12 protein-coding genes are annotated in these 12,688 nt (G+C 60.0%); 1 reads left to right on the top strand and 11 read right to left on the bottom strand.

Annotated elements, in window-relative coordinates; translation table 11 throughout:
- Positions 1-19 precede the first annotated feature (19 nt).
- Both ACZRN6_RS04730 and ACZRN6_RS04725 read right to left on the bottom strand, forming a co-directional pair.
- The gene (locus ACZRN6_RS04730; protein WP_464007313.1) at positions 20-2,167 is read right to left on the bottom strand and encodes a 3-hydroxyacyl-CoA dehydrogenase NAD-binding domain-containing protein; all 2,148 of its coding nucleotides are present in this window, start codon (positions 2,165-2,167) and stop codon (positions 20-22) included.
- 16 nt (positions 2,168-2,183) lie between these two features.
- Positions 2,184-3,389: an acetyl-CoA C-acetyltransferase gene (locus tag ACZRN6_RS04725; RefSeq protein WP_322146740.1), complete on the bottom strand. Its 1,206-nt coding sequence runs from the start codon at positions 3,387-3,389 to the stop codon at positions 2,184-2,186.
- Between the two features lie 680 nt (positions 3,390-4,069).
- Between ACZRN6_RS04725 and ACZRN6_RS04720 the strand changes: the two genes are divergently transcribed.
- Entirely contained in the window at positions 4,070-4,873 is an 804-nt protein-coding gene (locus ACZRN6_RS04720; protein WP_322146742.1) for a c-type cytochrome, read from the top strand.
- 174 nt (positions 4,874-5,047) lie between these two features.
- On the opposite strand, the gene ACZRN6_RS04715 is transcribed toward ACZRN6_RS04720, so the two are convergent.
- The 9 genes from ACZRN6_RS04715 to ACZRN6_RS04675 all read right to left on the bottom strand — a co-directional run bounded on the left by ACZRN6_RS04715 (position 5,048) and on the right by ACZRN6_RS04675 (position 12,627).
- Entirely contained in the window at positions 5,048-5,851 is an 804-nt protein-coding gene (locus tag ACZRN6_RS04715; protein WP_322146744.1) for a transglutaminase family protein, read from the bottom strand.
- On the bottom strand, positions 5,848-6,798 hold the full coding sequence (locus ACZRN6_RS04710) for an alpha-E domain-containing protein (RefSeq protein WP_177071199.1): 951 nt from the start codon (positions 6,796-6,798) through the stop codon (positions 5,848-5,850). Before ACZRN6_RS04710 ends, ACZRN6_RS04715 begins: the two co-directional genes overlap by 4 nt.
- Positions 6,799-6,801: 3 nt before the next feature.
- Positions 6,802-8,211 (bottom strand): circularly permuted type 2 ATP-grasp protein, encoded by a 1,410-nt coding sequence (locus ACZRN6_RS04705; RefSeq protein WP_464007312.1) that lies wholly within the window; start codon positions 8,209-8,211, stop codon positions 6,802-6,804.
- A gap of 425 nt (positions 8,212-8,636) precedes the next feature.
- Positions 8,637-8,978, bottom strand: coding sequence for a ribonuclease E inhibitor RraB (locus ACZRN6_RS04700; protein ID WP_003193463.1), 342 nt, complete (start codon positions 8,976-8,978; stop codon positions 8,637-8,639).
- Between the two features lie 214 nt (positions 8,979-9,192).
- Positions 9,193-9,453 carry a hypothetical protein gene (locus ACZRN6_RS04695; RefSeq protein WP_322148735.1) on the bottom strand — a complete coding sequence of 87 codons (261 nt, stop codon included), beginning with the start codon at positions 9,451-9,453 and terminating at the stop codon, positions 9,193-9,195.
- An 80-nt stretch (positions 9,454-9,533) separates the two neighbouring features.
- Positions 9,534-10,139, bottom strand: coding sequence for an START domain-containing protein (locus ACZRN6_RS04690; protein WP_322146761.1), 606 nt, complete (start codon positions 10,137-10,139; stop codon positions 9,534-9,536).
- Between the two features lie 44 nt (positions 10,140-10,183).
- A complete protein-coding gene (locus ACZRN6_RS04685; RefSeq protein WP_322146763.1) occupies positions 10,184-10,438 on the bottom strand; it encodes a YkgJ family cysteine cluster protein in 255 nt (84 codons plus the stop codon).
- A 162-nt stretch (positions 10,439-10,600) separates the two neighbouring features.
- Complete coding sequence (locus ACZRN6_RS04680; RefSeq protein WP_322146765.1) at positions 10,601-11,083, bottom strand: translation initiation factor 2; 483 nt, start codon at positions 11,081-11,083, stop codon at positions 10,601-10,603.
- 104 nt (positions 11,084-11,187) lie between these two features.
- Positions 11,188-12,627 carry an aminotransferase-like domain-containing protein gene (locus ACZRN6_RS04675; RefSeq protein WP_008434911.1) on the bottom strand — a complete coding sequence of 480 codons (1,440 nt, stop codon included), beginning with the start codon at positions 12,625-12,627 and terminating at the stop codon, positions 11,188-11,190.
- Positions 12,628-12,688 lie beyond the last annotated feature (61 nt).

Genomic DNA, 12,688 nt, shown 5'->3' with positions numbered 1-12,688 from the left:
AGGCAAGCCCCACATTTGGTCACCGAAACACTTCACCCTGTGTGGCTTTCTCCAACAGCAGCGCCGGCGGTGTGAAGCGCTCACCGTATTGCTCGGCCAGGTAGCGGGCGCGGGCGATAAAGTCGTTCAGGCCGTACTGGTTGATGAATTGCAGCGCCCCGCCACTCCAGGCGGCAAAGCCGATACCGAAGATCGAGCCGACGTTGGCGTCCGCCGTCGACATCAATACGCCCTCCTCCACACAGCGCACGGTTTCAATGGCCTGGATAAACAGCAGGCGATCGCGCACGTCCTGCGCCGAGATCCGTTGACCGGGCTTTTCAAAGCGGCTTTTCAGCTCCGGCCACAGGTGTTTCTGTCCGCCCGCCGGGTAATCGTAGAAGCCTCCACCCGCCGCCTTGCCCGGGCGTCTGTATTCGTTGAGCAACAGGTCGATCACTGCAAATGCCGGGTGCTGGGGTAACGGCTTACCTTCGGCCTGTAGGTCCTTGGCCGTTTGCTGGCGGATATGGCTCATCAGGCTGAGGGAAACTTCGTCAGAGACCGCCAGCGGCCCCACAGGCATGCCGGCCTTGCGCGCCTCGGTCTCGATCATCGGCGCGGCCACACCTTCGCCGAGCATGGCGATGCCTTCGTTGGTGAAGGTGCCGAACACCCGCGAGGTGAAGAACCCGCGACTGTCATTCACCACGATCGGGGTTTTCTTGATTTGCAGTACGAAATCGAAACCTCGGGCCAGGGTTTCGTCGCTGGTGTGGGCGCCCTTGATGATTTCCACCAGTGGCATTTTGTCCACCGGGCTGAAGAAGTGCAGGCCGATAAACTTGCCCTGGTCTGGAACGGCGGAGGCTAACCCGCTGATGGGCAAGGTGGAGGTGTTGGAGGCGATCACCGCTTCGGCACCCACCACGCTTTGCGCGGCCGCCGAGACCCTGGCCTTCAGCTCACGGTCCTCGAAGACGGCTTCGATGATCAGGTCGCAGCCGGCAAGATCAGCATCGGATTCAGTAGGAAGAATCCGCGCGAGGATGGTTTCCCGCTGTTCGGCGGTCAATTGCCCACGGCCGACCTTCTTGTCCAGCAACGCTGCCGAGTGTGCCTTGCCCTTCTGCGCCGCCGCCAGGCTGACGTCCTTGAGCACCACCTCAACGCCTGCCGAAGCGCTGACGTAAGCAATGCCCGCGCCCATCATCCCGGCGCCGAGCACGCCGACCTTGCGCGTCACATACGGCGCAAAACCCTCGGGCCGCGAGCTGCCGGCGTTGATTTGATTGAGCTGGAACCAGAAGGTGCCAATCATGTTTTTCGCCACTTGCCCAGTAACCAGCTCGGTGAAGTAGCGCGTCTCGATCAGGTGCGCGGTGTCGAAATCCACCTGGGCGCCTTCTACGGCAGCACACAGGATCTTCTCCGGGGCCGGGAAGCAGCCGTTGGTTTTGGCGCGCAGTATCGATGGCGCAATGGCGAGCATTGGTGCGACTTTCGGGCTGGACGGCGTGCCGCCGGGGATCTGGTAGCCCTTGATGTCCCAGCGCTGTTTCGCCTCTGGATTGGCCACAATCCACGCCCGGGACTTGGCCAGCAGCTCGTCGTGGTCAGCCGCCAGTTCATCGATCAGCCCGGCTTGCAGCGCCTGCTGTGGCGTAATCTTTTTACCTTCCAGCAAGTAGGGCAAGGCCTTTTCCAGCCCCAGCATACGCACCATGCGCACCACACCGCCGCCGCCCGGCAAAAGCCCGAGGGTGACTTCCGGCAGGCCGATCTGCACTGACGTGTGGTCCAGCGCCACGCGGTGCTGGCACGCCAGGCAAATCTCCCAACCGCCGCCCAGCGCGGCGCCGTTGATGGCGGCCACCACTGGTTTGCCGAGGGTTTCCAGGGTGCGCAACTGCGCCTTCAACACCAACACGCTGTCGTAGAAAGCCTTGGCGTGAGGCTTATCGACCTTGATCAGCTCATTGAGGTCGCCGCCGGCAAAGAAGGTCTTTTTCGCCGAGGTGATAATCACACCGGCAATCGAATCCTTCTCGGCGTGCAACCGGGCGACGGTGGCCGCCATGGCCTCGCGGTACACCCCGTTCATGGTGTTGGCACTCTGGCCGGGCATGTCGATGGTCAGCACCACTATCTGGTCCTGGCCTTTTTCGTAACGAATGGCATCGGTCATGACTGATTCCTTGGGCTCAGAGGCGTTCGATGATGGTGGCGATACCCATGCCGCCGCCGACACACAGGGTGGCCAGGCCGTAACGCTGCTGGCGCACCTCCAGTTCGTCGAGCAAGGTGCCGAGAATCGCGCAGCCCGTGGCGCCCAGCGGGTGGCCCATGGCGATGGAGCCGCCGTTGACGTTGACCCGGCTAGCGTCAATGCCCATGTCCTTGATGAACTTGAGCACCACTGAGGCAAACGCCTCGTTGACTTCAAACAGGTCGATGTCTTCCACCCGCAGCCCCGCTTTCGCCAGCGCCTTGCGCGTAGCCGGCGCCGGGCCGGTGAGCATGATAGTGGGGTCGGTGCTGGTGACCGCTGTGGCGACGATCCGCGCCCGGGGTTGCAGGCCGAGTTCGCGGCCCTTTGCTTCGGAACCGATCAGCATCAGCGCGGCGCCATCGACGATTCCGGAACTGTTGCCCGGTGTGTGCACATGGTTAATGCGCTCGACGTGGCTGTAGACCCGCAATGCCGTGGCATCGAACCCCATCTGGCCCATCATTTCGAAGCTGGGCTTGAGTTTGCCGAGGCCTTCAAGCGTCGAGTCGGCACGGATGAACTCGTCCTGGTCCAGCAACACGATGCCGTTTTGATCCTGCACTGCGATCAGCGATTTGTTGAAGGATCCGTCTGATCTGGCCCGCGCCGCTTTCTGCTGTGAGTGCAGGGCAAAGGCATCCACGTCCTGGCGCGTGAAGCCTTCCAGCGTGGCGATCAGGTCGGCGCCGATGCCCTGCGGGGTGAAGTGGCTGTGCAGGTTGGTTTGCGGGTCGAGCACCCAGGCGCCGCCGTCACTGCCCATGGGCACGCGGGACATGGACTCGACACCGCCGACCACCACCAGGTCTTCAAAGCCGGAGCGCACTTTCATCGCCCCGAGGTTCACCGCTTCCAGGCCCGAGGCGCAAAACCGGTTGACCTGCACACCGGCGACACTCACGTCCCAGTCCGCCACCAGCGCGGCGGTCTTGGCGATGTCGGCGCCTTGGTCGCCCACCGGCGTGACGCATCCCAGGACAATGTCATCCACTTGCCGGGTGTCGAGGTCGGTGCGCTGTTGCAGCGCGGCCAGCAACCCCGCCACCAGGTTTACCGGCTTGACGCTGTGCAAGGCGCCGTCGGCCTTGCCTTTGCCACGGGGCGTGCGTATCGCATCAAAGATCAAAGCTTGGGTCATGACGTCCTCGAATCACTGTGCAACGAATCGTGCCCCTACCTTAGGCGCCGGGGCGCCGGATTCAATGACCGAACCGCTCATTGACCTTGACGGTCACGCTCAGACGAACGGTAGGAGGCTACGCGAATCGGTTGATTAATCGTTTTAGCTGTCTAGCTGTAGGGCTGGCGTCTGGCTGGCAATTGGCCTCATGCCTTTTTAAGCAGAATCCCTCATGAGATGAGACGAAATGGATCTAAGCCATGTAGAACGAGGGCTCTAAGGTTGAATCTGTAAGAGAAGTAAAAGGTTGCTGCCGGGTTTTGCTGGAGCACCTGTAGGAACTGTAAGAAAAGAGTCATGTAGTACCGTCATAGTTAAATCGACCGGCACGCATTTGACGCTCAGGAATAACAACAAAAGGCAGTCAGCCATGTTCAAACATTCGAAAGTACGTCAGGCGGGACTTATTCTTTTCGCCACCACCCTGATTCTGATCTTGCCCAATCTGACCAAGGTCATTGGGTGACCACTCGCACTCCACATTCTGCGCACACACAGCGCCAGGATCGCAGCCTTTGGCAGCGCCTTTCGGGATATTGCGTATAGCGATCCCGTTAGGGGCTGCCGTTTTGCGCGCCGGTTTCAGGTTGTTTTGCGGTATCGTGCATTCGCATCGACACTCAAACACGGGCCCTTCCTTGAAACAGATCATCCTCCTCCTGACCCTGCTGCTGGCCGTGCCGGTGTCTGCCGCGCAATTGACCATCGAGCTGGATCACGCCAGCAAAACCTGGGAAACAATCGAACTGCTCAAGCGCCCGGATGTACAGACGGTGCAGATCGTTGATGACGTTTCCTACAAGCGCAACATGACCTATCGGGCAGTGCCACTGGCGGCGCTGTTGCCGGGCATCAAGCCGGAGAATCATCTGCAGGCGGTGGCCCTGGACGGCTTTGCCGCAGAGTTGACGGCGGCGCCGCTGCTTTCAAAAAGCGGCGCGCGTGCCTGGTTGGCGGTGGAAGATCCGGCGCATCCGTGGCCGCCGCTGGCGGATGGCAAACCCAGTGCCGGGCCGTTTTATCTGGTGTGGACGAATCCGCAGTCAGGAAACATCAGCCCTGAGCAGTGGCCGTTCCAGATCTCGGGGATCAAGCAATTGAAGACGGTGGCGGAGCGCTTTCCGGCGCTGTTGCCAGACCCGAAACTGACGGCAAATGACCCGGTGAATCAAGGGTTCGCGCTGTTCCAGAAGAACTGCCTGGCGTGTCATCGCCTGAACGGCGCCGGCGATGCGCAGGTGGGGCCGGACCTGAATATTCCGTACAACCCCACTGAATATTTCGCCGGCGATTTCCTCAAGCGTTATATCCGCGACCCACAAAGCATGCGGCATTGGCCGCAGGCGAAGATGCCGGCGTTTGCCACCAGCGTGCTGCCGGATGCGGACCTGGATCTGCTGGTGGGGTACTTGAAGCATATGGCAGGCAGGAAACAACCTTAAGGCTCAGGTAAACCTGTGGCGAGGGAGCTTGCTCCCGCTGGGCTGCGCAGCAGCCCCAATCAGACAATCACATTTCTCCAGACAGAACTCGGGGGCATGCTTTGGGGCCGCTTCGCTGCCCAGCGGGAGCAAGCTCCCTCGCCACAAAAAGCTTTCCTGGCACAGAGAGCTTTCCTACTGCTGCTGCACCGATATCACCGGTGTCGGCGCCACAAATACCTTGGCATGCATCTGCTCATGCCCTCCCCCACGACGCATGCCCCGCACCGGGCAGGCGTCCAGGTAATCCAGGCCCACCGCCAGCTTCAAATGCCGCTCTGGCCGGGCCAGTTGGTTAGTCACGTCAAAGCTGTACCAGGCATCATCCAGCCAGGCTTCGGCCCAGGCATGGCTGGCCAGGTGCTCGCAGTCTTCGCTGTACAAATACCCCGACACATACCGCGCCGGAATCCCCAGGCTGCGGGCGCAGGCGAGGAAGGCGTGGGTATGGTCCTGGCACACCCCGGCACGCCCCGCGAAGGCTTTGGCGGCGCAGGTGTCGACTTCGGTAGCGCCCGGCGAATAGGTCATGTACTGGTTCAACGCATGCATCAGGTCGATCAACGCACTGCGGTCGCGGCGCTGGTGGCAGTGCTTTTCGGCAAAGCTGCGCAGGGCCTCGTCCGGCTCGGTCAAACGGGTGCAACGCAGGAACGGAAACGCCGACTGGCTTTCATGCTCGGCCTCGCGCAATTCGTCGATGTCCACCTGGCCACGGGCACCGATGATGATGGCTTCGTGGGGCTCGTCCATGGTCAGCACGTGCAGGATGTTGCCGAACGGGTCCAGTTGCGCTCGCACCGGCCGGGGCAGGTCCAACTGCCAGCTGAGGACGTGCTGGCGCTCGCTGTCGTGGGGCGTGAGGCGCAGGTACTGGATGCTGGCACGCACCTGGTCTTCGTAGTGGTAGGTGGTTTCGTGGCTGATGGAAAGTCTCATGCCGCCTCCAGGTAGGAACTGTAAATAGCATCACCCAACTCGCGCACGAGCGGGATGAAGTCGGTCAGCCATGCGTGCAGGCCTTCCTCAAGAATTTCGTCGATCGCGGTAAAGCGCAGGCGCGCGTCCATTTCCGCCGCCAGGCGCTGGGCCGGGCGCCCGTTGATGCCGGGCAGGCTGCCAAGGATCTGGTCGATCTCTTCACTGCACGCGCGCAGCGAACGCGGGACGTCGGCGCGCAGCAGCAACAGTTCGGCGACTTGCCGGGCGCCGGGGGCGTCGCGGTAGATTTCGGTGTAGGCCTCGAAAGACGACAAGGCCCGCAACAACGCACTCCACTGATAGTAGGCGTGGGCGGTGCCATCGGTGACCGCTTCGGCCTGGTCGCCGGCCATTTCGTAACGGGCATCCAGCAGGCGCAGGGTGTTGTCGGCGCGCTCGATAAACGTGCCCAACCGAATAAAACGAAACGCGTCGTTACGCATGATGGTGCCGTAGGTGGCGCCCCGGAACAGGTGGGAACGCTCCTTGACCCATTCACAGAACCGGCTCATGCCATAGCGACTCAGGCCCTGCTGGGCAATGTCGCGAATTTCCAACCAGGTGGCGTTGATGTTTTCCCACATGTCGGCGGTAATTCGCCCACGTACCGCATGGGCACTGGCCCGCGCGGAACCCAGGCAGCTGTAGATGCTTGCCGGGTTGGCGGCATCCAGCGCGAAGAAGTGCAACAAACGTTCGGCGTGCAGCTCACCGTGGCGCTCGCGGTAATCGTCGAGGGTGCCGGTGATCAGCAACGGCATCGCCAGTTCATGCAGGCCATCGCCACGCCCGTCCTGGGGCATCAGCGACAGCGAATAGCTGACGTCGAGCATCCGCGCGAGGTTTTCCGCGCGCTCCAGGTAGCGCGACATCCAATACAAATCCGAGGCAGTTCTACTCAACATATTTCAATCCTCGACCACCCAGGTGTCTTTGGTACCGCCGCCCTGGGACGAGTTGACCACCAGCGAGCCTTCGCGCAGCGCCACACGGGTCAGGCCGCCAGGGACCACGCGGGTTTCCTTGCCTTGCAGCACGAATGGACGCAGGTCGATATGCCGTGGGGCGATGCCGTTCTCGACAAAGGTCGGGCAGGTCGACAGGCACAGAGTGGGTTGTGCGATATAGGCGTGGGGCTTGGCCTTGATGCGTGCGCGGAAGGCTTCGATTTCTGCCGCCGTAGCTGCTGGGCCGACCAGCATGCCGTAGCCACCGGAGCCTTGGGTTTCCTTCACCACCAACTCCGGAAGGTTGGCCAGCACGTGGGACAGTTCACTGGGATTACGGCACTGGAATGTAGGAACATTCTTCAGGATCGGCTCTTCATCCAGGTAAAAACGGATCATCTCGGTGACGAAGGGGTACACCGACTTGTCATCCGCGACCCCGGTGCCGATGGCATTCGCCAGCACCACATTGCCCGAGCGATACGCCGCCAGCAGGCCCGGTACGCCGAGCATCGAGCCCGGGTTGAAGGCCAGCGGGTCGAGGAACGCATCGTCGAGGCGGCGGTAGATCACGTCCACCGCTTTGGGGCCATCGGTGGTGCGCATGAACACACGGTCATCACGCACGAACAGATCGGCACCTTCTACCAGTTCCACACCCATTTCCCGGGCCAGGAACGCATGCTCGAAGAACGCACTGTTGAAACGCCCCGGGGTCAGCACCACCACACTGGGGTTATCCAGCGGGCTGGAGCTTTTCAGGGTGTCGAGCAGCAGGTTGGGGTAATGGTCGATCGGCGCGATGCGCTGGGCGGCGAACAGTTCGGGGAACAGGCGCATCATCATCTTGCGGTCTTCGAGCATATAGCTCACACCGCTTGGGGTGCGCAGGTTGTCTTCGAGGACGTAGTAAGTACCGTCGCCATCGCGTACGAGGTCGACGCCGGAGATGTGGGAATAGATATCGCGGTGCAGGTCCAGGCCCTGCATCGCCAACTGGTATTGCTCGTTGGCCAGCACTTGCTCGGCAGGGATGATCCCGGCCTTGATGATGCGTTGCTCGTGGTACAGGTCGGCGAGGAACATGTTCAGCGCCTTCACCCGTTGGATGCAGCCACGCTCGACAATCCGCCATTCGCTGGCCGGAATACTGCGCGGAATCGTGTCAAAGGGGATCAGGCGTTCGGTGCCTTGCTCATCGCCATAGAGGGTGAAGGTGATGCCGGCCCGGTGAAACAGCAAATCGGCTTCGCGCCGGCGCTGGGCCAGCAATTCAGGGGGCGTCTCGGCCAACCAGCGGGCAAATTCGCGGTAATGGGGGCGCACCAGCCCTGCCCCGTCGTACATCTCATCATAATAAGTGCGGATCATGCCGTACTCCTTGTCACCCGGACGCAAGAACCATCGCAAGGCCCGTGCCAGCGGCATAAACACTTAAGTATCAATCAGTTGGATATAAGCGCAGACCTCACTGCACCGTCCCGGTGCAGCAAATGCCCGCTGTCATGGGCGACGCCTCATTGCAATGCAGGCCATGACTATCAACAGCATAGTCAGAGTTGATTTCACTGCCCGGCTATCCTTGCGGATAATCACCTCCATCAGCTGAACAGGACAGGTCCTACAGCTTCATCCATTGAGCAACATCGCTTGTACCGAATCGCTCTCCTCCTTTGCGATCTTCCCTTTGGCCACCCTGCTCGGGTGGCTTTTTTTTGTGCAGGATTTTTCCCGATCCAGAAACAAAAACGGCCGACCCAAAGGTCAGCCGATACGCTGTGAAGTTGTTCATCCTGCTACATGGGTAACCCACGCACCTCCTGTTTTACGCCCCATCCTTCAATGATCCCGCCCAAGGGCTCGACCACCGCCTCAAAGTCTTGCTCAAAGTCTCCTATGCCGTCGTAGGTGGCGAACATGATTTTGCTCAGTTCCAGGTACCAGGCGCCGTCATCCCGCGCGCTGACCTGGGCATTCAGCGATTCTCCACGAAACCGACCCGCAGCCCGGCGCGCACGTTCCTCATCCGGGAAAATGGCGTAGAACTCGATGGGGTGGAAACGCGAGAAGTCAAAGCCGCCCTCTTTCATGCGGCGCAACACGTTGGTGCTGATGTCTTCTTGATAGGCTGTGCTCATGAAACGTCCTCCTCAAACTGATGGATAGACTTTCCGTGCGTCCCATGGCCCGCGCTGCAAGGGCGCGGGTGTTACGGCAATGAGGTCGCCGCTGGGAGACAAGCATGTAGCTGACAAGACCAGACCTTAGCGATTCATTTCGCTGATCTCGATTGCAGAGTAGCGCGAAGCTATCACCTCCACCAGAGGGTCATGGAGGACGTACAGGAAATGTTCAGGCGTCTTTGGTGACAGTGAGGATTTCAATGCTGTTCAGGTCTTTCAAACTCTTGACCGTAGGCTTCTCGGTACGACCTTCCAGGTCGTTGAGATCCAGTTCTTTCAAAGCTGGCGCGACACGATTGCGAAGCAAGTGCGCGGCCTCTTCCAAGGTAGGCTCGTGCTCACAGTCGAACTGCACGACCTTTATCTGACCATCATCGTCAGTGAAGGAAACATTCCACTTTGGCATCAGTGCCTCCTCGATAAAACCCAAGAGTGGGCTTACACATATCTGGACCTTGATGGCTCGCAAATCGTTCCAATCAAGGCAGGAGGCACACGATCAAAGGGCGCTTACTTCTCGGCGTGTTCTTTCAGGGCTTTCAAGGTGTTGAACGGTGCGTCCACCACAAACTTGTTGGCCAGCCACGACGGCACGCTGCCACCTGGCTCGGTGTGCACCTGGTAGGTCACTTCGGTCAGGTTGTCGCCTTTAGGCACCAGCTTCCAGTAACCATCAACCTGCGCCACGCGCACATAGCCTTTGACTTCGGGCTGGTAGGTCGGCACTTCCAGCAGCTTGCGAGTGACACTGCCATCGGCGGCCTTGGTGGTGGTGATCTCCAGGATCGAATCGCGATCGGTCACCGGGAACGGTGCCTTGAACTGGGTGTAGGTCCAGCTCTTGTCGCCGTCCTGCTTGAGCAGTTTTTGCGACTTGCATTCGTGGATCCAGGAACAGGCCCCCGCCACGTCCTCCTGCAACGCCTGGATCTTGGCCAGCGGCGCCTTGATGGTGGTCACACCGCGATAAGCCTTGTATTTGGAGCCGGCAATTTCACTCAACGACACTTTGATGCCGTCTTCATCCTTGGCGGTCTGCCAGTCTTCAGCGTGTGCTGCACCCGCGAACAACACGGTAAAACCGCACAACACAGCAATTCGTTTCAGTGAACCCATGGTCTTATTCCTTATTGTTGAAGTTCAGTACTTTGAACAGCCCACTAAGCCGCCGTCATCTGTTCCCACCAACCGATCAACTTGATCGCTTCTGCCTGGCTGTTGCCACAGACCTCGATATCCGCCTGGAACGAACTGCACACCGCCGGCCGCTCTGGCTGGCCAAACAACTGGCACAGCTGTTCGACCGACAGATGCAGGCAGCGTTCGCCCGCAGGTTTGCCGGCAGGCATTCCCGGCAACGCAGAACTGATGGATGGGGCAATGCAGCAAGCGCCACAGCCTTCACGGCATTTCATGAAGAACAGATCCTCGACAACTTTAGCGTTATGGCCACGTAAGACTACGCCCTTAAACAGACGTTTTAAATTGGCTTAACAGGGGTTTTTCACTGAAAACAAACGTGACTGATCAGTCTGCGACAGAAGGTCAGGGGTGCGCGTCACTTTTACTCGTCGGGTTTATTGCTTGAATTCAAAATCCAGCGCCGCCCCTTCAACTTCGCGCCGCTCTTCGTTGCGCAGTTGCAGTTGCATTTCGTTACTGAGCAGGCGTCCGTTGATCTGGAACGCGCTGTTGTCGGTGGGTTTTTCGGCAAACATCGGCGGCAACAGTGGCACATTCTTCGGCTGCGGCATGGTGCCAAGGGGTTGCAGGTGGCGAACCATGTTGGAGGGAAGGCTTAAATCCAGCTGCGCGGGCGGTAGCGGTGTCTTGGCGACTTCGTGGGCCGATTTGGATTTACTGGCAACAGGGGCACGCTTTTTAACCGGCGCTGCTTTTTTCGCCGGTGCCTTCTTGGCTGGAATCACCTTTTTTGCCGGGGCGTTTTGCTGCCTGCTGGCAGCAGGCACCGTTTCACTGGCAGGGGCCGCCAGCACGGCACTCGCGGTACACAGGCTTAACACGCAGATCAGCAGGGCAGCAGGAAAGGTATAAGTCATATCGCCAGCAGCATTAACGGCAGAAGGCCATATGCTCGCTTGTTGAGGGCGGCATGACAAGCATGGTAATTAGCCAGCTACCCGTTGTGCCCCCTTTTCGTGCCTCAAAACCCTGCGGCCGTTTCCTGGCATAACTGGCTTGCAAGCATGCCGAGGGTCATCAATGCGCGCTCCGCCTCGCGGTTCCACGGCGTACCGCAGTTCAGGCGAATACAGTGGTTAAACTGTTCTGTATTACTGAAGATCAACCCCGGTGCAATGCTGATGCCCTGCTGCAACGCGCGCACGTGCAGTTCCTGCGTATTGACCCTGCCGGGCAAACTGACCCACAGGATAAAACCGCCGGTCGGACGGGTCATCTGTGTGCCCTCGGGAAAATACTGCTGCACGGCTAATTGGAAGGCACTGAGATTCTTGCGATATTCCTGGCGTATATAGCGCAAATGTCGGTCGTAACCGCCGTTTTCCAGGTACGCCGCCGTGCCCATCTGCGTCACGCTGCACGCCGAATGGGTGCTGAACATCTGCAAACGCTGGATTTCCTGCTGGTACTTGCCGGCGATCATCCAGCCTATGCGGATGCCCGGTGACAAGGTCTTGGAGAAACTGGAGCAATAGATGACCCGGTCCAGGCGGTCATAGGCCTTTAGCGCCTTGGTGCGGCCCAGCTCAAACATCAATTCGCCGTAGATATCGTCTTCAACCACCTGGATATCGAAATCCGACGCCAGGCGCAGCAATTGTTTCTGCCGCTCCTCGGGCATGGTGCCGCCCAGCGGATTGCTCAGGCGCGTGGTCAGCACCAGCGCCTTGATCGACCATTGGTTGGCCGCCAGTTGCAGGGCTTCCAGGCTCATGCCGGTGGCCGGGTCGCTGGGGATTTCGATGACTTTGAGGCCAAGCAAATCCGCCAGTTGCAACAAGCCGTAATACGTCGGCGACTCGGCGGCAATCAAGTCGCCGGGCCGCGTCAGCACCCGCAACGACATCTGCAACGCATCGACACACCCGTGGGTGATCACCACTTCGGACGGGTCGACCACCACCCCGGCATCGCGCATACGGATCGCCACCTGGCGGCGCAACGGTTCAAAACCCGGGCTGAACATGTAGCTGAATGCCCGTGGGCTCTGGAACCGCGTGACCTTGGCCAGTTGCTGGTGCAACGCCCGCACGGGCAAGTAGTCGACACTCGGCACGGCGGCGCCCAGCGGGAACACGCCTTCGCGGCGGGATTCCACCAATACTTGTTGAATGATGCTGCTGCGGGTGACCAACCCCGGACGCTCGACCCGGGCGATGTCCGGCGTGGGCGCGGTGAGCGCTGGCGTCTGGTGCACGTAATACCCGGACTGCGGCCGTGCGCGAATCAAACCCTGGTCTTCCAGGTTCGCGTAGGCCTGCAACACGGTGGCGTGGCTGACGTTGAGCTGGGAGCTCATTTTGCGCACCGAAGGCACGCGCTCGCCCGGTTGATAGACACCGCGGCGGATATCCTCAGCCAGTTGCTGGGCGATACGTTGGTAGAGCAACAGATTGGTCATGACGCAGCACTCGATTTCACGGGTATTTTATTTTTGTGTGAAACATACCGGCACAGTTTAG

The sequence above is a fragment of the Pseudomonas sp. A125 genome, assembly GCF_055409485.1.
The sequence above is the reverse complement of the archived record's forward strand: the minus strand, read 5'-3'. Positions and strand labels throughout refer to the sequence as shown.